The 23,983-nt window shown below is 73.7% G+C and carries 18 protein-coding genes; 8 read left to right on the forward strand and 10 right to left on the reverse strand.

The window, feature by feature from the left end:
• Nucleotides 1-17: 17 nt before the first annotated feature.
• The 4 genes from ACIA5F_RS02505 to ACIA5F_RS02520 are packed head-to-tail and all read right to left on the reverse strand — an operon-like array spanning nucleotide 18 to nucleotide 4,309.
• Nucleotides 18-641: a GTP-binding protein gene (locus tag ACIA5F_RS02505; RefSeq protein ID WP_399348278.1), complete on the reverse strand. Its 624-nt coding sequence runs from the start codon at nucleotides 639-641 to the stop codon at nucleotides 18-20.
• On the reverse strand, nucleotides 622-1,011 hold the full coding sequence (locus tag ACIA5F_RS02510; RefSeq protein ID WP_399348280.1) for a DUF742 domain-containing protein: 390 nt from the start codon (nucleotides 1,009-1,011) through the stop codon (nucleotides 622-624). The genes ACIA5F_RS02505 and ACIA5F_RS02510 overlap by 20 nt, the downstream gene beginning before the upstream one ends.
• The gene (locus ACIA5F_RS02515; RefSeq protein ID WP_399348282.1) at nucleotides 1,008-1,493 is read right to left on the reverse strand and encodes a roadblock/LC7 domain-containing protein; all 486 of its coding nucleotides are present in this window, start codon (nucleotides 1,491-1,493) and stop codon (nucleotides 1,008-1,010) included. Before ACIA5F_RS02515 ends, ACIA5F_RS02510 begins: the two co-directional genes overlap by 4 nt.
• Entirely contained in the window at nucleotides 1,490-4,309 is a 2,820-nt protein-coding gene (locus ACIA5F_RS02520) for a nitrate- and nitrite sensing domain-containing protein (protein WP_399348284.1), read from the reverse strand. The genes ACIA5F_RS02515 and ACIA5F_RS02520 overlap by 4 nt, the downstream gene beginning before the upstream one ends.
• Before the next feature lie 377 nt (nucleotides 4,310-4,686).
• Between ACIA5F_RS02520 and ACIA5F_RS02525 the strand changes: the two genes are divergently transcribed.
• Nucleotides 4,687-5,460 carry a hypothetical protein gene (locus ACIA5F_RS02525; RefSeq protein WP_399348286.1) on the forward strand — a complete coding sequence of 258 codons (774 nt, stop codon included), beginning with the start codon at nucleotides 4,687-4,689 and terminating at the stop codon, nucleotides 5,458-5,460.
• Between the two features lie 87 nt (nucleotides 5,461-5,547).
• Here ACIA5F_RS02525 and ACIA5F_RS02530 read toward each other — a convergent pair whose 3' ends face one another.
• Both ACIA5F_RS02530 and lon read right to left on the reverse strand, forming a co-directional pair.
• Entirely contained in the window at nucleotides 5,548-5,988 is a 441-nt protein-coding gene (locus ACIA5F_RS02530; protein ID WP_399348288.1) for a MarR family winged helix-turn-helix transcriptional regulator, read from the reverse strand.
• A 134-nt stretch (nucleotides 5,989-6,122) separates the two neighbouring features.
• Nucleotides 6,123-8,546 carry an endopeptidase La gene (lon, locus tag ACIA5F_RS02535; RefSeq protein ID WP_399348290.1) on the reverse strand — a complete coding sequence of 808 codons (2,424 nt, stop codon included), beginning with the start codon at nucleotides 8,544-8,546 and terminating at the stop codon, nucleotides 6,123-6,125.
• 225 nt (nucleotides 8,547-8,771) lie between these two features.
• Here lon and dapF point away from each other — a divergent pair, with 225 nt between their 5' ends.
• From dapF to ACIA5F_RS02570, 7 genes are all read left to right on the forward strand, one after another.
• Nucleotides 8,772-9,776, forward strand: a complete 1,005-nt coding sequence (gene dapF, locus ACIA5F_RS02540; RefSeq protein ID WP_399348292.1) for a diaminopimelate epimerase — start codon at nucleotides 8,772-8,774, stop codon at nucleotides 9,774-9,776.
• 191 nt (nucleotides 9,777-9,967) lie between these two features.
• The gene (locus tag ACIA5F_RS02545) at nucleotides 9,968-10,522 is read left to right on the forward strand and encodes a hypothetical protein (RefSeq protein WP_399348294.1); all 555 of its coding nucleotides are present in this window, start codon (nucleotides 9,968-9,970) and stop codon (nucleotides 10,520-10,522) included.
• Between the two features lie 211 nt (nucleotides 10,523-10,733).
• Nucleotides 10,734-11,474: a response regulator transcription factor gene (locus ACIA5F_RS02550; protein WP_399348296.1), complete on the forward strand. Its 741-nt coding sequence runs from the start codon at nucleotides 10,734-10,736 to the stop codon at nucleotides 11,472-11,474.
• A gap of 83 nt (nucleotides 11,475-11,557) precedes the next feature.
• On the forward strand, nucleotides 11,558-12,598 hold the full coding sequence (locus tag ACIA5F_RS02555) for an ATP-binding protein (RefSeq protein ID WP_399348878.1): 1,041 nt from the start codon (nucleotides 11,558-11,560) through the stop codon (nucleotides 12,596-12,598).
• A 271-nt stretch (nucleotides 12,599-12,869) separates the two neighbouring features.
• A complete protein-coding gene (locus tag ACIA5F_RS02560) occupies nucleotides 12,870-16,751 on the forward strand; it encodes a multifunctional oxoglutarate decarboxylase/oxoglutarate dehydrogenase thiamine pyrophosphate-binding subunit/dihydrolipoyllysine-residue succinyltransferase subunit (protein ID WP_399348298.1) in 3,882 nt (1,293 codons plus the stop codon).
• Between the two features lie 366 nt (nucleotides 16,752-17,117).
• Nucleotides 17,118-17,423, forward strand: coding sequence for a hypothetical protein (locus ACIA5F_RS02565; protein ID WP_399348301.1), 306 nt, complete (start codon nucleotides 17,118-17,120; stop codon nucleotides 17,421-17,423).
• Nucleotides 17,424-17,518: 95 nt separating this feature from the next.
• Nucleotides 17,519-17,761, forward strand: a complete 243-nt coding sequence (locus tag ACIA5F_RS02570; RefSeq protein ID WP_399348303.1) for a hypothetical protein — start codon at nucleotides 17,519-17,521, stop codon at nucleotides 17,759-17,761.
• 186 nt (nucleotides 17,762-17,947) lie between these two features.
• Here ACIA5F_RS02570 and fxsT read toward each other — a convergent pair whose 3' ends face one another.
• From fxsT to fxsA, 4 genes are all read right to left on the reverse strand, one after another.
• Complete coding sequence (fxsT, locus tag ACIA5F_RS02575) at nucleotides 17,948-20,947, reverse strand: FxSxx-COOH system tetratricopeptide repeat protein (protein ID WP_399348305.1); 3,000 nt, start codon at nucleotides 20,945-20,947, stop codon at nucleotides 17,948-17,950.
• Nucleotides 20,948-21,009: 62 nt separating this feature from the next.
• Nucleotides 21,010-22,266 (reverse strand): aKG-HExxH-type peptide beta-hydroxylase, encoded by a 1,257-nt coding sequence (locus tag ACIA5F_RS02580; protein ID WP_399348307.1) that lies wholly within the window; start codon nucleotides 22,264-22,266, stop codon nucleotides 21,010-21,012.
• Nucleotides 22,263-23,531, reverse strand: coding sequence for an FxsB family cyclophane-forming radical SAM/SPASM peptide maturase (locus ACIA5F_RS02585; protein ID WP_399348309.1), 1,269 nt, complete (start codon nucleotides 23,529-23,531; stop codon nucleotides 22,263-22,265). Before ACIA5F_RS02585 ends, ACIA5F_RS02580 begins: the two co-directional genes overlap by 4 nt.
• Before the next feature lie 188 nt (nucleotides 23,532-23,719).
• A complete protein-coding gene (gene fxsA / locus ACIA5F_RS02590; RefSeq protein ID WP_399348311.1) occupies nucleotides 23,720-23,920 on the reverse strand; it encodes an FxSxx-COOH cyclophane-containing RiPP peptide in 201 nt (66 codons plus the stop codon).
• Nucleotides 23,921-23,983: the final 63 nt, after the last annotated feature.

Below are 23,983 nucleotides of genomic sequence, written 5' to 3' on the forward strand. Positions count from 1 at the left end.
GCGGGAGACCGGCGGGGTCACTCGGGGGTGGTGTCGAGGACGTGGCCCACCAGGGTGAGCAGGGACTCGACGACCGTGGTCCTGCTGCGCGCGTCCATGATCACGACGGGGACGCGGGGCGGGATGGTGAGCGCCTCGCGCACGTCCTCGGGCTCGTACGAGGGGGTGCCCTCGAAGTGGTTGACGGCGACGGTGTACGGCAGTCCGCAGCTCTCGAAGTAGTCGAGGGCCGGGAAGCAGTCGCGCAGCCGCCGGGTGTCGGCCAGCACGATGCCGCCTATGGCCCCGCGCGCCAGGTCGTCCCACATGAACCAGAACCGTTCCTGGCCGGGGGTCCCGTACACGTAGAGGACGAGGTCGTCGTCGAGGGTGACGCGGCCGAAGTCCATGGCGACGGTGGTGGTGTTTTTCTCCGGGGTGGCGGAGAGGTCGTCGGTCCGGACGCCGGCCTCGGTCATCACCGCCTCGGTGCGCAGCGGGGTGATCTCGGAGACGGAGGAGACGAAGGTGGTCTTGCCGACGCCGAAGCCGCCCGCGACCAGCACCTTGACGGCGACGGGCGCGCGGGAGCGGTCGTACTGCCAGGGCCGGCCGGGATCGCCGTCCGTCGCCCCAGGTCTGTCAGATACGGCGAAGACCACTGAGCACCCTTTCGAGCAGCGCGCGTTCGGGGCGGCCGGTTCCGTGCCCCGTCCCGTAGACGCGGACCCGTCCCTGGTCGGCGAGGTCGCTGACCAGGACGCGGACCACGCCGAGCGGCAGTTTCAGCAGCGCGGCGATCTCGGCGATCGTCCGCATGCGGCGGCAGACCTCGACGATCGCGGGCATCTCGGGCATGCGGTCGGGCTTCTGCGGGTCGCTCCGGGGGCCGTCCAGGGCGGCGACGAAGGTCTCCACGAGCAGGACGTGGGTGAAGCGGGTCCGGCCGCCCGTGAGGGAGTAGGGGCGGACGCGGGCGGGGCGGCGGTCGGCGCCGCGTATCGGCAGTCGGTCGGAGGCCGGACTCCTCACGGGGTTTTCTCCATCGACTGGCGCAGCTCGCTGCGGACTTCGGGGGTCAGGACGTGGCCGGCGCGGCCGACGAACAGGGCCATGTGGTAGGCGATGACGCTCATGTCGCAGTCGGGGGTGGCGTGCACCCCGAGGAGCGAGCCGTCGCTGATGGCCATGATGAAGACGGAGCCGTGCTCCATCGCCACCATGGTCTGTTTGACCCCGCCGCCGTCCATGAGGGCGGCGGCGCCGGTGGTGAGGGAGCCGAGGCCGGAGACGATGGTGGCGAGGTCGGCGGAGGCGCCGCGGGGGCCCTTGACGGGCTCCTGCGGGGTGTCGGCCGCCGTGCCCGCTCCGGTTTCGGAGGAGAGCAGCAGCAGCCCGTCCGAGGAGACGACGGCGACGGAGTTGACGCCGGGCACCTCCTGGACCAGGTCGGTCAGCAGCCATCGCAGGTTGCGGGCCTGGGTGCTCAGTCCGTACGTACTGGGCGCGGTCATGTGCGTGCCTCCTGTGCGGTGTCCCCCTGGTCGGTCTGCCCGTGCTGTTCCTGCCCGTGGTCCTGCGGCCGGTCCTGGCTCAGCTCGGCGGCGACGACCCGGCGTCCGTCCTGGGCTCCCTGGTAGAAGCCTCCCAGCCGTCGCCGCAGTTCCTCGGGGTCGACCCGGCGCGGGGGTGCGGGCGGGGCGGCGGCGTCGTCGGCGCGTCCGGCGGCGACGACGCGGGGGGTCCGTTTGGGCAGCCCCTTGTCGGTGACGGCTTCCTCGGGGTGGCCGCCCTGGCGGGGCAGCCAGCTCTCCTCGGCGGTGGTGCGGTGGTGCGGGTCCGGCTCGGGGGCGGGCGGCCGGACGCCGGGCGCGGCGGGGACGCCGGCCGGCGGGTACGCGGCGACGCCGGCCGGCGCGGGCTCCTCCGGTTCCGTGCCGGGGGCGATCCGGTCGAGCAGCTGCTGCCCGGGGGCGGGCTCGGCCGGGGGCTGCGCCGCCGGGGCGGGCCGCGGTTCCCCGTACGGGTAGACGGGCTGGTCCGGGTGGTACGGGGAGTCGGCGCGCGGCTGCGTCCCGGGCTCCGCGGCGGGCTGGTCCGGTCCCGGGTAGGGCCGGGGCTCCGCGTACAGGGGTTCCGGTTCCGCGTACGGGAGCTGCTGCTCGGGGTGGGCCGGCGGTGCGGGCGGGGCCGTGGCGGGGGCCGCCTGGTCCGGGGTGCGGCGGAGCCGGGCCGGGAGCGTGTTCTCGTTGGCCTCGGCGATCACGCCCGGCAGCCGCAGCCCGGTGCCGGGGGTGGCCAGGGCGTGGACCGGGGACTCGGGCCGGACGACGGGGAGCAGCGGGGCGGGGACGAGGACCAGGGCCTCGGTCCCGCCTCGGGAGGCCCGCAGTTCGGCGGTGACGCCGTGGCGGGCGGCGAGCCGCCCGGCGACGTAGAGGCCGAGTCCGAGGCCGTGTTCCGCCTCGGGTTCCTCGTCGTACGCCTCCGGTGAGGAGAGCCGGGCGTTGAGCGACTCCAGCCGGTCCTCGGTGATGCCGATGCCCTCGTCCACGACGCGGAGCGCCACGTCGCCGGAGTCCAGGACCCAGCCGGAGACCTTGACCTTGGCGTCGGGCGGCGAGAACGTCGTGGCGTTCTCCAGCAGCTCGGCCAGGACGTGCGAGATGTCGTCGGCGGCGTGGCCGGCGACCTGGGTGTAGGGGGGCAGTGCGGCGAGGTCGACGCGTTCGTAGCGCTCGATCTCGCTGACGGCGGCGCGCATGACGTCGACGAGCGGGACGGGGGTGCCCTGTCCGTGGCCGTGTTCCTGCCCGGCCAGGACCAGCAGGTTCTCGTTGTGGCGGCGCATGACGGTCGCCAGGTGGTCGAGCTTGAAGAGGGTCGCCAGGCGGTCGGGGTCCTGTTCCTTGGACTCCAGTTCCTCGATGACCGCGAGTTGGCGCTCGACCAGGCCCAGGGTCCGCAGGGAGAGCGAGACGGAGGTGGTCGACATGATCCGGCGGTGTTCCTCCAGCCCGGACCGCAGGGCCGAGAGTTCCTTCTCCAGCGTCTCCCGGCTCGCCGTCAGCGCCTCGTTGCGGCCGATGAGGCGGCGCCGGTCGGCGTCGAGCCCGGCGATCCGGGTGTGCAGGGAGACCGTCTGGTCGCGTACCGCGTTCAGGTGGTGCACCACCTCGGCGAACTCGTCGTTGCGGCCGGTGAAGCGCACCGGTTCGACGGAGCCCTCCGGGGTCGCCAGCCGGGCGGCGCCGCGGCGCAGGACCGACAGCGGACGGGTCAGGGAGCGGGCGACGGCGGTGCAGACGCCGACGGTGAGCAGGAACAGGACGCCGACGAGCGCGATCGCGATCTCCAGCGCGGTGACGTCCTCGTCGCGCAGGGAGGCGAGCGCGGTGGCCCGTTCGGCGGCGAGGGTGGACTCCACCGAGCGCATCCGGTCGATCCGGGCGGTGAGCGCGGGGGCGATCGTGGCCCCGTCGATCTTGCGGTCGGCCGCGTTCAGGGTGGGCCGGTCGGCGAGGCGTTTGAGGGTGTCGTCGGCCGCCTTGACCTCGGGGCCGGTGACGGTGGCGGCGAGGGTCTGGCGTACGCCGGGTCCCGCGGCCCGCGCGAAGTCGTCGAGGGCGGCCTGTTCCCGGACGCGGGTCCGCTGGGCGGCGGCGGTGAGTTCGTCGACCGCGGCCGTGGCGGACTGCGGTTCGCCGCGGGGGACGGCCAGCGCGGCGAGCAGCAGTCCGCGGGTGGCGGAGGCCTGTTCGACGGCCTGGCCGAGCGGGGTGAGCGGGCGGGTGGTGGCGTGGGCGGCGGTGGCGCGCGGCGGGACGAGTTCGGCGAGCCGGTCGCCCGGGGCGAGGAGTTCCGCGATGACTCCGGCGTACGCCTGGTGGGCGGCGAGGGCGGTGCCCTTGCCGTCGACGGCCTCGGTGCGGACGGCCTGGACGCGGGCGAGGGCCAGGGCGACTTCCTCGTCGGCGTCGGCCTGGACCTCGGCGAGCTGCCGGTCGGTGCGGTCGGCGCGTTCCTGGACGGCGCCCCTGGCGGCGCCGGGGCGGCCCTTGGCGGCGTACTCGACGACGGCGTCGCGTTCGTCGCCGAGGAGGTGGGCGAGGGTGAGGGCCTGGCTGCTCTGCTGTGCGCGGGTGACCAGGCGCTGGGAGTCGCCGAGTTCCGCCGTGGCGGAGACGACGGCGGGGGCACCGGCCGCGAGGACGGTGAGGCCGGCGACGGCGACGCCTACGACCAGCCTTCGGCGTACGCGGACGCGGCGGCCTGCGGGGGCCGGGCCGTCTGCGGCGGTGCCGTTCTTCCGAGACCGCTTCTTCTGCACCGGTGCTCGCAATCCTGTACGTGTGCTCGTGCTCGTCTACTCGTGTGGCCGAGGTAACGGCCGGTCAACAAGTAAACGCCCCCTGCCCCCTCGTACCGCCTCAGACCTTTGCAGTGTGTCGGGAGGAGAGCCGCACATCGCCCACCCGGCCACCTGAACGAGTGAACATCAAGGATGAGTTGACGGCCAACTCGGGAACCCGCCGTCAGAGCGCTTCCGTGGAGGGGCGGTTGAAAGATGGATGCGCCCTTTGGCAGGATGCCCGCCCACATCCCGGCAACCCGGTGGCGCCACCGGGCCGGGCCGGTCGGGGGAGTTGGTACGGACCTTCCGCCGTGCCTGGCGGGGCCACCGGCCCCGCCGGGCAGAATGCCCGCATGCGCATCGACCTGGCCTCGGCTCCCGGCAGCCCGGAACGCCCCAACGAGGACTGGTTGTCGGCCTCCGTGCCCACTTCGGGCGGTGGGTCCCTGATCGCCCTGGACGGGGTCACCCCGCCGCGCGGCGGGGACGGGTGCGTGCACGGCGTCCCGTGGTTCACGGCCCGGCTCGGCGGCCGATTGACCGAACTGTCCGGATCGCTCCGGGACATGCCGCTGGACCGGGTCCTGGCGGAGGCCATCGGCGCCACCGCCGCCGCCCACCGCACCACCTGTGACCTTTCTCACGTACGCACCCCTCAGGCGACGGTGGTGATGGTCCGCTGGGACGGGACGTCCGTGGAGCACCTCGTCCTGTCGGACTCCGTCCTGCTGCTCCAGGCGGCGGGCGGCGAGGTGGTGGCGGTGCGCGACGACCGGCTGGAGCGGGTCCCGCCGGAGGTCCTGCGGTCGGTGGCCGCGACGGACGCGCTGCGCAACGCGGAGGGCGGTTTCTTCACGGCGGCGGCCGACCCGGCGGTGGCGGCCCGCGCGGTGACCGGGCGCACCCCGCGCGAGGAGGTGCGGGCGGTGGCCGCGCTCACGGACGGGGCGAGCCGGTGGACGGACACCTTCGGCGCGGGCGACTGGGCGCAGTGCCTGGCCGTGCTGCGCGAGGAGGGCGCGCGGGGCCTGATCGGCCGGGTCCGCGCCCTGGAGTCGGACCCGGCCCGCCCGCCCGGCCGGCGCAAACGCCACGACGACGCCTCGGCGGTCTACGCGGAGCTGTAGCCCGGGGCGGGCGAAGCGGGGCGGGTGTCCGGGGCGGGTGCGGGGCCGGTCAGGGCCCGGCCGGGGTACGGGGCGCGGGGCGCGGGGTCACTCGGCCCCGGCGTTGAGCTGGTGCAGCAGCCGGGCCAGCTCCGCCACCTCGCCCCGGTCCCAGCCCGCGAGTGTGCGCATGTACTGCTCGCGCCGGGCGGCGCGGACCCGCAGGAACCGCTCCCGGCCCTCTTCCGTGAGGGCGACCAGGAAGGCCCGGCCGTCCGCCGGGTCCGGCTCGCGCGCCACCAGGCCCAGCACCTCCAGGGCCCGTAGCTGGCGGCTCATGGTCGCCTTGCCCACCCCGAAGTAGGCGGCGAGCCCGGTGGCCCGCTGACGGCCCGCCGCCTCCAGCCGGACGAGCAGCCCGTACGCGGCGGGCTCCAGCTCGGGGTGGAGGGCGCGGGCCATCTCCCCGGAGGAGGAGCGGGCACGCCGCAGGAAGACCGACAGCTCCCGCTCCAGGGCAAGGAACTCCTGGTCTTCGCTCCTGTGCACGTACCGCTCCCATCGGTGGTGTGGACCGCCAGTATTTCGCAGCGGGCGCGCCCCCGGCCCGGGGCCCCGCCGTGGCGGGGCCCCGGGCCGTCCGGCACCGGTCCGGCACCGGTCGGGCGGCCGTCAGGGGGCGGTCAGGCGGCGGCGGTGAAGGACACCTCCCGCTCGACCAGCGCCAGCTCCAGGACCTGCCGGACGTCCGTCACCGGGTGCACCTCCAGCCCCGCCAGCACCTCGGCCGGGACGTCGTCCAGGTCGGCCTCGTTCCGCTTCGGGATGATCACGGTGGTCAGCCCGGCCCGGTGCGCGGCGAGCAGCTTCTGCTTGACGCCGCCGATGGGCAGGACCCGTCCGGTCAGCGAGACCTCGCCGGTCATCGCCACGTCGGTACGGACCTGGCGCCCGGAGAGCAGCGAGGCGAGGGCCGTGATCATCGTGATGCCCGCGCTCGGCCCGTCCTTGGGGACCGCACCCGCCGGGAAGTGGATGTGCACGCCCCGGTCCTTCAGGTCGGCGACCGGCAGCTCCAGTTCCGCGCCGTGCGAGCGCAGGAAGCTCAGCGCGATCCGCGCGGACTCCTTCATCACGTCGCCGAGCTGGCCGGTGAGGGTCAGACCGGCCGCGCCGGTCTCCGGGTCGGCCAGTGACGCCTCGACGAAGAGGACGTCGCCGCCCGCGCCGGTCACCGCGAGGCCGGTGGCCACGCCGGGCACGGCGGTGCGCCGCTCGGCCGGGTCCTGCGCGGACTCCGGGACGTGGTGCGGGCGGCCGATCAGGGGCCGCAGCTCCTCGGCGCCGATCCGCACCGGCAGCTCGCGGCGCCCCAGCTCGTGTTCCGAGGCCACCTTGCGCAGCAGCCGCGCCAGGGAGCGTTCCAGGGTGCGCACGCCCGCCTCGCGGGTGTACTCCCCGGCCAGCGCGCGCAGCGCGTCCTCGGTCAGGGTCACCTCCTCGGCGGCGAGCCCGGCGCGCTCCAGCTGGCGCGGGAGCAGGTGGTCGCGGGCGATGACCACCTTCTCGTCCTCGGTGTACCCGTCGAGGCGGACGATCTCCATCCGGTCGGCCAGGGCCTCGGGGATCGCCTCCAGGACGTTGGCGGTGGCCAGGAACACCACGTCGCTCAGGTCCAGCTCGACCTCCAGGTAGTGGTCCCGGAAGGTGTGGTTCTGCGCCGGGTCCAGGACCTCCAGCAGCGCGGCGGCCGGGTCGCCCCGGTAGTCGGAGCCCACCTTGTCGATCTCGTCGAGGAGGACGACCGGGTTCATGGACCCGGCCTCCTTGATGGCCCGCACGATCCGTCCCGGCAGGGCGCCGACGTAGGTCCGCCGGTGTCCGCGCACCTCCGCCTCGTCCCGTACGCCGCCCAGCGCGACCCGGACGAACGTGCGGCCCATGGCGTGCGCCACCGATTCGCCGAGCGAGGTCTTGCCGACCCCGGGGGGCCCGACGAGCGCGAGCACGGCGCCGCCGCGCCGGCCGCCGATGACGCCCAGGCCGCGCTCGGAGCGCCGCTTGCGCACGGCCAGGTACTCGGTGATGCGGTCCTTCACATCGGCCAGGCCCGCGTGCTCGGCGTCCAGGACCGCGCGGGCGCCCCGGATGTCGTAGCGGTCCTCGGTCCGCTCGTTCCAGGGCAGTTCCAGGACGGTGTCCAGCCAGGTCCTGATCCAGGAGCCCTCGGGGCTCTGGTCGCTGGACCGCTCCAGCTTCTCGACCTCCTTGAGCGCGGCCTCCCTCACCTTCTGGGGGAGGTCCGCGGCCTCGACCCGGGCCCGGTAGTCGTCGGACTCCTCGCCCTCCCGCTCGCCGCCCAGCTCGCGCAGCTCCTTGCGGACCGCCTCCAGCTGCCTGCGCAGCAGGAACTCGCGCTGCTGCTTGTCGACGCCGTCCTGGACGTCCTTGGCGATGGACTCGGCCACGTCCTGCTCGGCGAGGTGCTCGCCGAGCCACTTCACGGCGAGCCGGAGCCGGGCCACGGGATCGCCGGTCTCCAGCAGCTCGACCTTCTGCGCCACCGTCAGGAACGGCGAGTAGCCGGAGTTGTCGGCCAGCGCCGACACCCCGTCGATCTGCTGGACCCGGTCCACGACCTGCCAGGCGCCGCGCTTGCGGAGCCAGCTCGTGGCGAGCGCCTTGTACTCCTTGACCAGCTCGGCGACGGCGCCGGGCAGCGGCTCCGGGTCCGCTTCCTCCACGGCCACGCCCTCGACCCAGAGCGCCGCCCCCGGCCCGGTGGTCCCGGCCCCGATCCGGACCCGCTCCCGGCCCCGGATCAGCGCGCCCGGGTCGCCGTCGGAGAGCCGCCCCACCTGTTCGACGGTTCCCAGCACCCCGGTGGCGGCGTACTTCCCGTCGATCCTCGGCACCAGCAGCACCCGGGGCTTGCCTCCCCCGGCCGCCTCCGGGAGCTCCCCGCCCCCGGCCGCCGCCTGCGCCGCCTCGACGGCCCCGCGCACCTCCGCGTGGGACAGGTCGAGCGGGACGACCATCCCCGGCAGCACGACCTCGTCGTCAAGCGGCAGCACAGGCAGGGTGAGCGTTACGGACGTCGAAGCCATGATCTTCCCTCCGGCAGTGAAGTTGAGCTATGCCGACTCAATGCATGTGCGCCGCCCAATGTTCCCCGACCCACGTTCGCCGGGGGCGAACGCGTGGATCACCCCCCACTCCGCGGGCCCGCCCGCCACGGGCCGGGTGGGCCCGCGGGGTGGGGGGTGCGCGGATAAAATGGGCCGATCAGCTGGTCCTGACCGGGAGGACCGGTGTCCGACGGAAAGATGTCCATGACTGCGCTCTCGATCGCCAAGACCCACGGCTCCCGCAACGACATCCTGGTCGTCGACGGCGCTCCGGACGATCACTTCGCCCCCGCCGACCTGACCCGCGCCGTCATCAGGCTGTGCGACCGGCGGAGCGGTCTGGGGTCGGACGGGGTCTACTTCGTCGCCGACGGCCACGACGGCACCGCCCGCGCCTGGTTCTTCAACCCCGACGGTTCGGCCGCGCTGCTCTGCGGCAACGGGATGCGCGGCGTGGGCCGGATCCTCCTCGACCGCCACCAGGCCGGGTCCGTCGTCGTGCACACCGGGCCGTACAGCTTCACCGTCCAGGACGCCGGGACCACCGCGCACGGGGTGCGGCAGGTCTCCGTCGAGCTGCCCGCCGTCGACTTCACCCCCGCCGACCCGATCGTGGCCGGTGTGGCCTGGCCCTTCGTGGACCAGCCGCTGCCCACCTTCCACCCCGCCCGGCGGGTCTCGGCGCTCGCGGTGCCCAACTCGCACCTGATCAGCGTGGTCGACGCCTACGAGGAGGCCGAGCTGGTCGAGACCGGGCGCCGGGTCGCCGACAGCCCCGCCGCCTTCCCGATCGGGGCCAACCTCTCCTTCGTGCTGCCCCTGGCGGATGCCGAGGTCTTCGTCCACACCTACGAGCGCGGCGCGGGCCTGACCCCCTCCTGCGGCTCCGGCATCGCGGCCTCCCGCGCGGTCCTGTCGCGCCTGGGCCTGGCCGCCCCGGAGCAGCCGGTCCTGGTCCGCAACCCCGGCGGGACCGCCCGTAGCTGGCTTCAGCCGGTCGGCGACGCGTGGCAGCCGGTCCTGGAGGGCAACGCCACCGTCGTCTACCGCACGGAGATCGACCCGGCGGCCCTGCTGACCGGGGGCGCGCCCCTCGTCGGCGGCGAGCCGGACAAGGCCGAGACGGACGCGTTCGCCCTGCTGAGCGACGAGAACCTGGCGGCGCTGCGGGCGGCGGGGGTCCACCCGTCCGGGGTCCAGGCGCACTGACCGGGGCGGTCCCGGGCGGCGCGCCGCAGGGCCGTGCGGCTGACACCGGGCTCCGGGTGCTGTCCGTACGGCCGGGGGCGCTCCACACTCGGGGGTCCGGGCCGGTTCTCCGGGCCGGTTCCCTGCGGAGGTGGAGTGTGCGGACGGCGAGAGCGGTACGCGGTGCACGACGACGACGGCGGGCGCCGGGCGTGCGGAGCCCCCGGGCGGCCCTGGTGGCGGCCACGGCGCTGCTGGGCGCGGTGGTCCTGGGCGGCTGCGCCGGGTCCGGCCCGGGGGTGGCCCCCGGCGCCGACGACGGCCGTACGGTGACCCGCGCCGGCACCGCCCCCGGCCCGGCGGCCACCCCCGGGCCGGGCACCACCACCGGCACCACCACCGGCACCACCCCGGAGCCGGACCCGGCCGCCACGGCCGAGACCCTGGTCCGGGTCGTCCGTGGCGGCGGCTTCGCCGGGCGGACCCAGACCCTGCGGGTCACGGGCGACGGCTCGTGGACCCTGAGCGACGGTCAGGACCGGCCGGAGCGGAGCGGGCGGCTGGAGCCGGAGCGGCTCACCGCCCTGCGCACCGCGCTCCGGGAGGCGGACTTCGCCCACCTGCCGGGCACCCCGCCGCCGGGCGGCCCCACGATCTACGACGGGTTCACCTACACCTTCGTGTACGACGGCTTCGAGGTGAGCACCGGCACGGGGGCGGTGCCACCGGCCCTGGAGCGGGTCCTGGCGGCGCTCCCCGCCTTCTGACCGGGCCCGCGGGGGCGGGCGCGGGCGGGGGCCGCGGACCCCGGGCCACCTGGTGAATCCGCCCGCCGGACACCCCTCCGGGGCGGGCGCGGACGCCCGGCGTACGCCTCCCGGTGTCCGAATCCGCTGGCCGAACCCCTCGTAGCCGCAGGCCGGTGGCTCCTCTACGCTGCCCCCATCACGCGGGATCTTCACGGGGCGGGACCGGCACATGGATCAGACACACACCACCCACGGCGGCGCCACGGCGTCCCCCGGCGCCCAGCGGCGGGTCCTCGTCGTCGAGGACGACCGCACCATCGCCGACGCCATCTCGGCGCGGCTGCGCGCCGAGGGTTTCGAGGTGCGGGCCGCGTACGACGGACCGGCCGCCGTGGGCACGGCCGAGAGCTGGCTGCCCGAGCTGCTGGTCCTGGACGTGATGCTGCCCGGCTTCGACGGCCTGGAGGTCTGCCGCCGGGTCCAGGCGCAGCGCCCGGTCCCGGTGCTGATGCTCACGGCCCGCGACGACGAGACGGACATGCTGGTCGGGCTGGGCGTCGGCGCCGACGACTACATGACGAAGCCGTTCTCGATGCGCGAGCTGGCCGCGCGCGTCCACGTCCTGCTGCGCCGCGTCGAGCGGGCCACGCTCGCCGCGCACGCCCCGCGCGGGGCCACGCTGCGCCTGGGCGACCTGGAGATCGACCACGCGCAGCGCCGGGTCCGGGTGCAGACCGAGGACGTGCACCTGACGCCGACCGAGTTCGACCTGCTGGTGTGCCTGGCCGGGACCCCCCGGGCGGTGCTCTCGCGGGAGCAGCTGCTGGCGGAGGTGTGGGACTGGGCCGACGCCTCGGGGACCCGTACGGTCGACAGCCACATCAAGGCGCTGCGCCGCAAGATCGGCGCGGAGCGCATCCGTACCGTCCACGGCGTCGGGTACGCCCTGGAGACCCCGGCGCAGGCGTGAGCGGGGGCCGGGCCGGGCCGCGGCCCCGGCCGCGCGGCGGGAACCGGGCGGGTCCGGGGCCCTGTCCCCGGCACGGTCCGGGGCTGCGGCCCTTCTCGCCCTTCTCGATCAAGACCAAGCTGGGGACCCTGGTGGTGGTCTCGGTCTTCATCACGACGGGCCTGCTCATGGTGGCCGTGCGCACCGACACCGAGCTGCGGTTCATCACGGTCTTCTCGGTGATCGCCTCGATGCTGATCACCCAGTTCGTGGCGCACGGCCTGACGGCGCCGCTGGACGACATGACGACGGTGGCGCGGGCGATCTCGCACGGTGACTTCACCCGCCGGGTGCGCGGGGCGGGGCGCCGGGACGAGCTGGGCGACCTGGCCGCGACGATCAACTTGATGGCGGACGACCTGGAGGCGGTGGACCGGCACCGCAAGGAGCTGGTCGCCAACGTCTCGCACGAGCTGCGCACCCCGATCGCCGCGCTGCGGGCGGTCCTGGAGAACGTGGTGGACGGGGTCTCGGCGGCCGATCCGGAGACGATGCGGACGGCGCTGAAGCAGACCGAGCGCCTGGGCCGGCTGGTGGAGACCCTGCTCGACCTGTCCCGGGTGGACAACGGTGTGGTCGGGCTGCGGGCGCGCCCCTTCGAGGTGTGGCCGTACCTGTCGGGCGTGCTGAAGGAGTCGGGGCTGGCCGCGGCGGGCCGGCCGGGGCTGACCTCGGGTTCGGGCGGGCACACCCGCAACGACGTGCACCTGCACCTGGACGTGTTCCCGGCCGGTCTGACGGCGTACGCGGACGCGGAGCGGCTGCACCAGGTGGTGGCCAACCTGATCGACAACGCGGTCCGGCACAGCCCCCCGCACGGCCGGGTCACCGTCCGGGCCCGGACGGGTGACGCGGCCGGGAGCCTGGAGCTGGAGGTGCGGGACGAGGGTCCCGGCATCCCGGAGGCGGAACGGCACCTGGTCTTCGAGCGGTTCAACCGGGGCAGCGCGCGCGGCGGCGACGGCGGTACCGGGCTGGGGCTGGCGATCGCCCGGTGGGCCGTCGAGCTGCACGGGGGCCGCATCGGGGTGGCCGAATCATCGCGGGGCTGCCGCATCCTCGTCACGCTTCCGGGCAGCTCATAGGCGTCGTGTTGACGTAGGGTTCGAGTGGGAAGGACATGATCTCGGCCACACTCGTCCGGGGTCCGTCAGGGGTGCGAAGCCAAGGGGGCCGCAACCACGGTGCCCCCTACCCGAACCCGGGTTGTTTCCCGCCATTCGTGACGGTGAAACCCGCCGTTCGATGTGACGTACATGACGGATGTACCGCCCGGTCTGCATCTGCGGCCCCGGGAGGCGTAGCCTTTATTCCCGCTGTCCATACCTTGTGAAGCGGAAGAGGGCGGTTGCCGCCGTGTCGCCACAGTCCCCCAGTAACTCGACCACCACGACCGAAGCAGCAGAGGGCGGGAAGAACCCCGCCTCGGCAGGCTTCGGCGCCAACGAGTGGCTCGTCGACGAGATCTATCAGCAGTACCTCCAGGACCCGAACTCGGTCGACCGGGCCTGGTGGGACTTCTTCGCCGACTACAAGCCGGGGGGCTCCGCCGCCCCGGTGAAGGCGGACGAGCCGAAGAATTCCCCGCCGGCGACGACGGAGGGCGCCTCCGCACAGGCCGCCGTGTCCGCCGCCCCGGCACCGCGGGTCCTCGACGCCGCTGCCACGGGGACGGCGCCCGCAGTGCCGACCCCGGCCGCCGCGCCGACCCCTGTGCCAGCTCCTGCCCCTGCTCCTGCCACCCCCTCTGGTGCCTCTGCTGTGACTGTCACCTCCCCGGCCCCGGCCGCGTCCGCTCCCCAGGCCCCGGCTCCGGCCGCCGCCGTTCCCGCCGCCGCCACGGCCTCGCCCACCACCGCGGCCCCCACCGGCCCCGAGCTGGTGACGCTGCGCGGACCGGCCGCCGCCGTGGCCAAGAACATGAACGCCTCGCTGGAGGTGCCGACGGCCACGTCCGTCCGCGCCGTCCCGGTGAAGCTGCTGTTCGACAACCGCATCGTCATCAACAACCACCTCAAGCGCGCCCGGGGCGGGAAGATCTCCTTCACGCACCTCATCGGCTACGCGATGGTGCAGGCGATCAAGGCCATGCCGGCCATGAACTACTCCTTCGCGGAGAAGGACGGCAAGCCGACCCTCGTCAAGCCGGAGCACATCAACTTCGGTCTGGCGATCGACCTGGTGAAGCCGAACGGCGACCGCCAGCTCGTCGTCGCGGGCATCAAGAAGGCCGAGACCCTCAACTTCTTCGAGTTCTGGCAGGCGTACGAGGACATCGTCCGCCGCGCCCGGAACAACAAGCTGACGATGGACGACTTCACCGGCGTCACCGTCTCGCTGACCAACCCCGGCGGCCTGGGCACCGTCCACTCCGTGCCGCGGCTGATGCCCGCGCAGTCGGTCATCATGGGCGTCGGCTCCATGGACTACCCGGCCGAGTTCCAGGGCACCTCCCAGGACACCCTGAACAAGCTGGGCATCTCCAAGGTCATGACCCTGACCTCGACCTACGACCACCGGGTCATCCAGGGCGCGGCCTCCGGCGAGTTCCTGCGCATCGTCGCCAACCTGCTGCTCGGCGAGAGCGGCTTCTACGACGACGTCTTCGAGGCGCTGCGCATCCCGTACGAGCCGGTCCGCTGGCTCCGGGACATCGACGCCTCGCACGACGACGACGTCACCAAGGCCGCCCGCGTCTTCGAGCTGATCCACTCCTACCGGGTCCGCGGCCACGTCATGGCCGACACCGACCCGCTGGAGTACAAGCAGCGCAAGCACCCCGACCTGGACATCACCGAGCACGGTCTCACCCTGTGGGACCTGGAGCGCGAGTTCGCGGTCGGCGGCTTCTCCGGCAAGTCGATGATGAAGCTCCGCGACATCCTCGGTGTGCTGCGCGACTCGTACTGCCGCACCACGGGCGTCGAGTTCATGCACATCCAGGACCCGAAGCAGCGCCGCTGGATCCAGGACCGCATCGAGCGTCCGCACACCAAGCCGGAGCGCGAGGAGCAGCTGCGCATCCTGCGCCGGCTGAACGCGGCGGAGGCCTTCGAGACCTTCCTGCAGACCAAGTACGTCGGGCAGAAGCGGTTCTCCCTGGAGGGCGGCGAGTCCGTCATCCCGCTGCTCGACGCCGTCATCGACTCGGCCGCCGAGGCCCGCCTCGAAGAGGTCGCGATCGGCATGGCCCACCGCGGCCGGCTGAACGTGCTCGCCAACATCGTCGGCAAGTCGTACGCGCAGATCTTCCGCGAGTTCGAGGGCAACCTCGACCCGAAGTCCATGCACGGCTCCGGTGACGTCAAGTACCACCTGGGCGCCAACGGCACCTTCACGGGCCTGGACGGCGAGCAGATCAAGGTCTCGCTCGTCGCCAACCCCTCGCACCTGGAGGCGGTGGACCCGGTCCTGGAGGGCGTGGTCCGCGCCAAGCAGGACATCATCAACAAGGGCGGCACGGACTTCACGGTCCTGCCGGTCGCCCTGCACGGTGACGCGGCCTTCGCGGGCCAGGGCGTCGTGGCCGAGACGCTCAACATGTCCCAGCTGCGCGGCTACCGCACCGGCGGCACCGTCCACGTCGTGATCAACAACCAGGTCGGTTTCACCGCCGCCCCGGAGTCCTCGCGTTCGTCGATGTACGCGACCGACGTGGCCCGCATGATCGAGGCGCCGATCTTCCACGTGAACGGCGACGACCCGGAGGCCGTGGTCCGCATCGCGCGGCTCGCCTTCGAGTTCCGTCAGGCGTTCAACAAGGACGTGGTCATCGACCTCATCTGCTACCGCCGCCGCGGCCACAACGAGTCCGACAACCCGGCCTTCACGCAGCCGCTGATGTACGACCTGATCGACAAGAAGCGCTCGGTGCGCAAGCTGTACACCGAGTCCCTCATCGGCCGGGGCGACATCACGCTGGAGGAGGCCGAGCAGGCGCTCCAGGACTTCCAGGGCCAGCTGGAGAAGGTCTTCGCGGAGGTCCGCGAGGCCGCCACGCAGCCCGCGGTCAGCGCCCCGGCGCCGGTCGCCCAGGCCGACTTCCCGGTCGCGGTGGACACCGCGGTCTCCCCGGAGGTCGTCAAGCGGATCGCCGAGTCCCAGGTCACCATCCCCGAGGGCGTCACCGTCCACCCGCGTCTGCTGCCGCAGCTCCAGCGCCGCGCGGCGATGATCGACGAGGGCACCATCGACTGGGGCATGGGCGAGACCCTGGCCTTCGGCTCGCTGCTGATGGAGGGCACCCCGGTCCGGCTCTCCGGCCAGGACTCCCGCCGCGGCACCTTCGGCCAGCGCCACGCGGTCCTCATCGACCGGCAGACCGGCGAGGACTACACCCCGCTGCTCTACCTGTCGGACGACCAGGCCCGCTACAACGTCTACGACTCGCTGCTCTCCGAGTACGCGGCCATGGGCTTCGAGTACGGCTACTCGCTGGCCCGCCCGGACGCGCTGGTCCTCTGGGAGGCCCAGTTCGGTGACTTCGTCAACGGCGCGCAGACCGTCGTCGACGAGTTCATCTCCTCGGCCGAGCAGAAGTGGGGCCAGACCTCCGGCGTCACGCTGCTGCTGCCGCACGGCTACGAGGGCCAGGGCCCGGACCACTCGTCCGCGCGTCCCGAGCGCTTCCTCCAGATGTGCGCGCAGGACAACATGACGGTCGCGATGCCGACCCTGCCGTCGAACTACTTCCACCTGCTGCGCTGGCAGGTCCACAACCCGCACCACAAGCCGCTGATCGTCTTCACCCCGAAGTCGATGCTGCGTCTGAAGGCCGCGGCGTCGAAGGCGGAGGAGTTCACCAGCGGGGCGTTCCGTCCGGTCATCGGTGACTCGACCGTGGACCCGAACGCGGTCCGCAAGGTCGTCTTCTGCGCCGGCAAGGTCTACTACGACCTGGAGGCCGAGCGGGAGAAGCGCGGCATCACGGACACCGCGATCATCCGCATCGAGCGTCTGTACCCCCTGGCGGGTGCGGAGCTCCAGGCGGAGATCGCCAAGTTCCCGAACGCGGCGAAGTACATCTGGGCCCAGGAGGAGCCGGCGAACCAGGGTGCGTGGCCGTTCATCGCGCTCAACCTGATCGACCACCTCGACCTGGCGGTCGGCGCCGACGTCCCGGCCGGGGAGCGCCTGCGGCGCGTCTCCCGCCCGCACGGCTCGTCCCCGGCGGTCGGCTCGGCCAAGCGCCACCAGGCCGAGCAGCAGCTCCTGATGAACGAGGTCTTCGAGGCCTAGGCCCCGCCCCTCTCCCGGCACACACCAGGCCCGGTTCCCCTTGGCACTTTCAAGGGGAACCGGGCCTCGCGTGTGTCCCGGAACCCGTTCGGGTGACTCCCCCACCGGTCGGCCTCCGGCCGGGTGCGGCGCGGAGTAGTCATATGCGCATGGCACTTGGTGACCGACACCAGAAGAAGGACGTCGAGGCGGCGCTCAAGCGGGCGGAGGCGAAGGGTTTCAAGGTGACCCGCGACCAGAAAGGACATCGTTGGGGGTATGTGATCTGCTGTCCGTGTCAGCAGTTCAGAAGGATTTACTGCACGCCCAGTGACGCTGGGAATCACGCGAAGACCGTCGATGCATTCACCCGGGAGCACCGCAACTGTGCGTAGCTGGCATTTCTTCATGCACCCGCAGGAACCGCTCACTCCTGAGCAGTCCGACACCATGGACCACCTGGACTGTTTCGCCGATGCCTGTGTCGGCCTGGACGAAGGCCCCAACTACTCAAGGTTCAGCTGTTACGTCCACGCCGACACCCTCCTGGACGCCATGAACGAGGCCCTCGCCCGCGTCGAGGAGATCCCCGGCGTCCAGATCCGCAGCATCGAACTGACGCCGTACTCCTTCGACCACAACGGCATGGCGACGGCCGCCACGGCCCCGGACCCGTTCGCGGACCCCGTCTGATGGCGGCAGCCCGGCCCGGGAGCACCACGGCTGCGCCTAGCTGGCACTTCGTCATGCACGCACAGGAACCGTTCACTCCGGAACAGTCGGATCTCATGGATCATCTCGACAGCTTCGCGGACGGCTTCCTGGGCCCACAACAGGGTCCCGGCTACTCCAAGTTCGTCTGCTACTTCGAGGCGGAGACCCTCCTGGACGCCATGAACGAGGCCCTCGCCCGCGTCGAGGAGATCCCCGGCGTCCAGATCCGCAGCATCGAGCTGACGCCGTACTCCTTCGACCACAACGGCATGGCGACGGCCGCCACGGCCCCGGACCCGTTCGCGGACCCCGTCTGATGGCGACGACAGGTGACGCACAAGGGCAACGGCCACACATGGGGCACCGTTGTCTGCTGTCCGTGCAATGACGGCATGACGACTCCGGCCGTGGTGCCCGCGCCGCCACCGGTGGAGACGGAATCCGCAGCGTTGTGACATGACGGACGGCCCCGCCCCTCAAGGTCCCAGGGGGAGCGGAGCCGGCTACGGCTGGGGTTCGAAGTCCCAGTACGGGCGGACCTGTTGCTTGGCCGAGACGGTGTGGACGTGCTGCGGGCCCAGGGTGCGGGTGAGGGCCTTGATGCCCTCGTCCTCGTACTTCACGGCCTCCTCGTCCTCGCGGAGGCCGCGCAGGTCGGCGGCCAGCGCGATCCGGGCGCTGAGCGTCATCGGGTGGTCGGGGCCGAGGACCCGCTCGGTGGCGCGCAGGTTCTCCCGGCTCAGGTCGAGGGCGTCCTCCAGCCGGCCGGTGATGTTGCGCAGGCCGGCGGCGTTCAGGGCGCAGCCCAGCGTCCAGGGGTGGGCGGCGCCGAGCGCCTCGCGCATCCCGGACAGGGCCCCCTCGGCGAGGTCCAGGGCCTGGGAGCGCTCGCCCTGGGCGCGCAGGACCAGGCCGAGGTTGCCGGCCGTGCCGATGCTGTACGGGTGGGCGTCGCCGAGCTGCGAGCGGTAGCCGCGCACCACGTCCTCGGAGATCCGGCGGGCCTCGCCGATGTCCCCGTACTCGCGCAGGTAGGTGGCGTAGTCGGAGGCGACCATCAGCGTCCAGGGGTAGTCGGCGCCGAAGACGCGGGTGGCGCGTTCCCACACGGTGCGCAGCCGGCGACCGGCGCCCTGGATGTCCCCGGAACGGCGCAGGCACAGGCCGAGGTTGTGCTCGGCGCGCAGGGTCTGGGGGTGGCCGAGGCCCAGGAACTGGGTGTTGAGCTTGACACCCTGTTCCTGGCGGGTCTGGGCCTCGCGGTAGCGGCCCATCAGCCGCAGGCCCATGGCGCAGGCGATGCCGGAGGAGAGCGTGGAGATGTGCTGGGCCCGCAGGACCCGTTCGCGGCGGCGCAGGGTGTCGAGGTCGAGGTCGTAGGCCTCCTGGTAGCGGCCGAGCAGCCGGTAGGTGGCGGCCAGGTTGTTCTGGGCGGCCAGGGTGGTGGGGTCGTCCTCGCCGAGGAGTTCGCGGTAGGTCGTCAGCGAGTGCTCGAAGATCGAGCGGGCCGGTTCGAAGGCGGCGATGCAGAGCAGGACGCCGCCGTAGGCGCTGGTGGCGCGCAGGGTCTCCAGGTCGCGTTCGCCGCGTTCCGCGGTGAGCCGGTCGGAGACGGCCCGGGTGAGGGTCTCGGCGCGGTGGAACAGGCCGAGGTTGCGCAGGGCTCCGCCGTACTGGTAGCTGAGTTCGCGGACCTTGGGGTGGTCGTCGCCGAGGAGGGTGCGCCAGAGGCGGTCGGTCTCCTCGCTGAGCCGCAGGCAGGTGCGGTACTCCCCGGCGAGGACCAGGTAGCGCAGGCACTGGAGCAGGAAGTTCTGGATGCGCGGGTTGCCGCTGGTCAGTACGCCGGAGCTGGCCAGGTGCGGGATGAGTTCGGCGTAGCGGGGCCAGAGCCGGGCGTCGGAGGGGCGGCCCGGGTCGGCGGCGGTGAGGACCTGGCGGACGGCGCGGGCCAGGGTCTCGGCCTCGGCCCCGGGGAGGTTGTCGCGGACGATGCCGTGGACCATGCGGTGCAGTTGTACGGTCTCCAGCCCGCCGCCGCCCTCCTCCACGGGCAGGTCGGAGTACTCCAGGCGGACCACGGAGAACTGGACGAGCTTGTTGAGGGCCGCGTTCCACCGGATCTGGTCGTTGATCAGCCCGGCGAGCTGTTCGGGCACGTCCTCGGCGGGGAACTCGCGCAGCAGCCGCAGCGGTACCGGGCCGGGGGCGAAGAAGACGAAGAGGCGCAGCAGGGCGAGGGCGTCGGGGAAGTTCTCGCGGACGTTGTTCAGGAGTATCGCGAGGGCGGTGGGGAAGGGCAGCGGGTAGTCGTCGGAGACGGTGACGGCCTCGTGGGAGTCGAGGCGGCTGCGGAGCAGGTCCAGGTAGTCGCCGACGGTCAGCGGGGAGTCGGCGAGCCAGCCGGCGGTCTGGTCGAGGGCCAGCGGGTAGTCCTCCAGCGCCTCGGCGAGCTGGTCGGCCTCCTCCCCGGTGAGGCGGCGGGCGCGGCGGCGGATGAAGGTGACGGACTCGGGCCGGGCGTAGAGGGGGACCTCGACGAGGCTGGTGTGGCGGGAGGCCCACTCGCGGTTGCGGGAGGTGATGACGACGTCGCCCGCGCCGGAGGGCAGCAGGTCGGTGAGGTCGTCGGGGTTGTCGCAGCCGTCGAAGACCAGCAGCCAGCGGCCGTAGGGGTCGCCGCGCCGCAGCGCCTCCAGGACGGCCCGGATCTGCTCGCCGTAGCTGCCCGCGCCGGGCGGCAGGCCGAGGGCGGGGGCCAGGTCGGCGAGGCGTTCGCGCAGGGTGGGCCGGTCGGCGGCGGGGACCCACCAGACCACGTCGTACTCGGAGGCGAAGCGGTAGGCGTACTCGGTGGCGACCTGGGTCTTGCCGACGCCGGAGAGGCCGAGCAGGGTGACGGTGGAGGCGCCGGGCGGGGCCTCGGTGAGGGCGGCGCGCAGGGCGGCGATGACGTCGTTGCGGCCGGTGAAGCGGGGGTTGCGGCGCGGGACCCGGCCCCAGATCTCGGGCGGGTCGTTGGGGAAGCGGGGGCCGCGGCGGCCGGTCCCGTCGCCGATCCGGTCGGTGGGCAGCTCCAGCCGGCGCAGGACCCGGTACTCGGCCTCGTACGCGTCCAGGCCCCACAGGTCGGTCTTCTCCAGCGCGGCGACGGCGGTGGGCAGCGGGGCGTCGGTGAGGCAGACGGCCGCGAAGCGGTCGGGGTGGCGGTCGGTGACGGCGCGCAGGCCGGTGTTCCACTCCTCGTCGGTGTGGGGGCCCGCGGAGAAGTAGCGTTCGCTGAGGACGAGCAGGACCCGGCCGCCGGAGCGGGCGAGGTCGTCGAGGGCCTCGGTGAGTCCGGGGCTGTTCTGCGGGTCCCAGCGCTGGAGGGTGACCCGGTGGCCGTGTTCCTCCAGGCGGTGGGCGATCCACACGGCCCAGGGGCGGTTGAATCCCGCGAAGCTGATGACGAAGCGCTGCGGCCGGGTGGCCGTGTCGCGTTCCTGCCGACCGACGGTCATGCGGCCACCTCCCTGGGATCGGGCCCTGGACGGGGGAAAGGTACCGCGGCGGGGCGGCTCCGTCAGCCCTGTGCGAACACGGCGAGTTCGGGGTGCGCGTCGCACCAGGCGCGCCGTTCGCGGTCGACGGCGCGGCGGGCGGTGGCGTGCTGGTCCCCGGGCGGCGGGAGGTCGTCCATGGCCCGTTCGGCCACGGCCATGGCGTCGGTGAACTCGCGTCCGGTGGAGGTGAGGTGGGCGTGGGAGCGGATGGCGGGCAGGACGGCGGCCACCTGGGCGCGGAGCCGGGCGTGCTGGGCCCAGGCGCCGCGGGCCCCGTAGAGGGCGGCGCGCTGCCAGTACCCGGCCAGTGCCAGATGGGCGTAGGCGCCGTGCAGGAGGCCCTCCAGGGGGCGGGGGTCGCCGCGCCAGGGGGCCCAGTGGCGGGGGGTGCGGTCGGCGGTGTGCAGGGTCAGGACGTCGGCGAGGGCGGCGAGTTTGCCGTGCTGGACCTCGTGGACGAGGGTGGCGGCCAGGGCGTGCGGGGCCTGCGCGCGGGCCAGGACGGACCCGGCGGCGGCGGGCAGGGTGGCCCCGGTGGAGCGGGAGCCGCCGGCCAGGGGGACGACGGAGCGCAGCAGGTGGAGGGTCTCCTCGGCGCGGGCGGTGTCGTAGCGGCGGAGCAGGGTGAGGGCGCCGGACCACTGGGTGTCCCAGCGCCGGTGCCCCTTGGGCGTGAGCCGCCGGGCGGCGCGGACGGGGGCCGGGTGGGCGGGTCCGGGAGCCCGGTAGGGGTCGAGGTCGTCGAGGGCGGCCCGGCCGCCGGGGAGGGTGTGCAGGGGCACGGTGGCGGGGTCCTCGGGGTCCCAGGAGCGTTCGGTGAGGGCGAGCGGGCCGGGGCGGGCCGGGCGCAGCAGGCCCACGGTGGGCAGGACGAGGCGGCCGTTGAGGGGCCGCAGGGTGAACTTGAAGGAGATCCCGGCGCGCAGGGCGGCGGCGACGGCGAGGGCCCCGAGGTGGGCGAGGTCGGCGGGCGGCCCGTACGGGGCGTGGAGGCGGCGCAGGGTCTCCTCGGCCCAGACCCCGGTGGCGGGGTAGTGCAGGACGTCGCGGACCGCGCCCGGGTCGTACCGTTCGGCCTCCTCCAGCAGGGCCCAGTGGTCGGCGGTCTCCCCGGAGCGGCCGTCGGGGGCGGCGTCGAGGATCCCGCGCAGGAGGACCAGGCGCTTGGAGCGGCGGACGTCGTGGATCAGGCGCAGGGCTTCGCGGGAGGGCTCGGTGGAGGCCAGGGCGCGCAGGAGGGGGGAGGTGACGGTGAAGAAGCCGGGTGCCCCGGTCATGAGGCGGCCCGCCGGGTGGCCGGGTGCGGGGCGGCCGTGTGCAGGGCGGCGGCGATGTGCCGGATGAGGAGCTGGAGGTCGGCGCAGTACACGGAGGGCTGCCGGAAGCCCTCGCCCGCCCGGTAGCGGTGCGGGTAGTGGCCGCCGCCGCAGACCCGGACCAGTTCGCAGGAGCGGCAGCCGGCGGCGAGGGCGTCCCGGCCGAGCTGGCGGGCGGCGAAGCCGGGGTGGTCCAGGAGCTGGTCGAAGCTGTGGCCGTCCAGGGTCATCCCGGTGCCGGCGGCGCCCTCGTAGGCGGATTTCAGCGAGTCGGCCTGTTCGAGGGAGCCGTCGGTCTCGATCACGGCGGTGGTGGCGGGTGCGAGCCCGAGGGTCTCGGTGGCGGCGGGCAGGCCCAGCAGCAGGGCGATGATCTCCTCGAAGATCCGGACGCGGGTGCGGCGGGCCCCGTCGTGCCACCAGCGTTCGAAGACGGCCAGGAGCCATTCCCCGTACGGGGCCCGGTCCGGGTGGTGGCCTGGCGGCGGGGTGCTCCAGTTGGCGAGCGGCAGCAGCAGCCCGAGGCGGGGCGGGGCGAAGGCGAGCAGGGACTCGTACGTCTCCACCGGGTCCTGGGCCACGTCGATGACGCAGAGCACCCCGGCGTAGCTCTCCGGGTGGCGGGCGAGCAGCCGCAGGCCCCGGGCGGCGGCGGTGAAGCCGGGGCGTCCGTCGTGGTCGACGCGGCGGGTGTTGTGCGCGGGCAGGCCGCCGTCGAGGCTGACGCCGACGCGGATTCCGGCGGCGGCGAGCGCGGCGAGCCGGCCCCGGGTGAGCAGGGTGGCGTTGGTCTGGACGGAGGCGGTGACGCGGGTCCGGGGTGCGGCCCGGCCCACGGCGGCCCGGACGGCGTCCACGGGTGCGGCCAGCTCGGCGGGGGCGGTGAGCAGCGGCTCGCCCCCGTGCAGGACCAGGTCGACGCGGGGCAGTTCGTGGGCGGCGGCGTGTTCGGCGATCCGCTCGGCGGCGCGGGCGACGGTGGCGGCGGTCATGGCGGCGGGCCGGCCGCGCCAGCCCTGGTCGGCCATCGTGTAGACGTAGCAGTAGGTGCAGGCGAGGTTGCAGCGGCTGCGCGTCTTGAGCACGAACTGCCGTAAGGGGTGCGGCCGGTGGCCGGCGGCCCGCAGGGCGGGGAGGTCGAGCCGGGTGTACGGCCAGGGCGCGTGGCGGGCGTGGTGGGGGTGAGGCGCGGGCAGCACGGCGTCACTCGTGGTCGCTCGCCTCATCGTCCGTGCACCTCCCTCCCCCGGCCACCGCCGGGAGGTGTCCTCGGGGGACGGTCCATCCCTGCCCTGCGGATGGTCCCCGCTAACGGCGGAAAATGGTCAACTCCGGCTCATGTCCGTCAGGTCGGGCAGGGCGGGGCGGCTCCGGGCGGGCGGGTGAGGGGAGTCGGGACGGGGGCGGGCCGGGGTCAGTCGATCCCGGAGTCGAAGGCGTTCAGGATCTCGGCCGGGTGGGTCACGCGCTCCACCATGCCCTCGATCACCTCCGCGAGCACGGGGTGGTCGATCCCCCGCAGCGCGGCCAGATCGAACCCGGAGAGGTCCGGGAGCCGCCCGGGGCAACCGCGGGCCTGGGGCTGTTGCGCTGTCGCGTTCCGACGTCCGGTCACCGTGTGCCGCCTTGTCCCCAGTCGCGCCGCGTGTTCACCGGTCACCTGCCTTCTGCCCTCGCC

Origin of the sequence: Streptomyces sp. NPDC051567, from assembly GCF_044454165.1 — a bacterium.
Taxonomy (GTDB): domain Bacteria; phylum Actinomycetota; class Actinomycetes; order Streptomycetales; family Streptomycetaceae; genus Streptomyces.

What these genes read in the sequence shown, in the direction of transcription:
- ACIA5F_RS02515 (WP_399348282.1), bottom strand. Translation starts at nt 1,493, where the DNA reads ATGACCGCGCCCAGTACGTACGGACTGAGCACCCAGGCCCGCAACCTG.
- ACIA5F_RS02525 (WP_399348286.1), top strand. Translation starts at nt 4,687, where the DNA reads ATGCGCATCGACCTGGCCTCGGCTCCCGGCAGCCCGGAACGCCCCAAC.
- lon (WP_399348290.1), bottom strand. Translation starts at nt 8,546, where the DNA reads ATGGCTTCGACGTCCGTAACGCTCACCCTGCCTGTGCTGCCGCTTGAC.
- dapF (WP_399348292.1), top strand. Translation starts at nt 8,772, where the DNA reads ATGACTGCGCTCTCGATCGCCAAGACCCACGGCTCCCGCAACGACATC.
- ACIA5F_RS02550 (WP_399348296.1), top strand. Translation starts at nt 10,734, where the DNA reads ATGGATCAGACACACACCACCCACGGCGGCGCCACGGCGTCCCCCGGC.
- ACIA5F_RS02570 (WP_399348303.1), top strand. Translation starts at nt 17,519, where the DNA reads ATGGATCATCTCGACAGCTTCGCGGACGGCTTCCTGGGCCCACAACAG.
- fxsT (WP_399348305.1), bottom strand. Translation starts at nt 20,947, where the DNA reads ATGACCGTCGGTCGGCAGGAACGCGACACGGCCACCCGGCCGCAGCGC.
- ACIA5F_RS02580 (WP_399348307.1), bottom strand. Translation starts at nt 22,266, where the DNA reads ATGACCGGGGCACCCGGCTTCTTCACCGTCACCTCCCCCCTCCTGCGC.
- ACIA5F_RS02585 (WP_399348309.1), bottom strand. Translation starts at nt 23,531, where the DNA reads ATGAGGCGAGCGACCACGAGTGACGCCGTGCTGCCCGCGCCTCACCCC.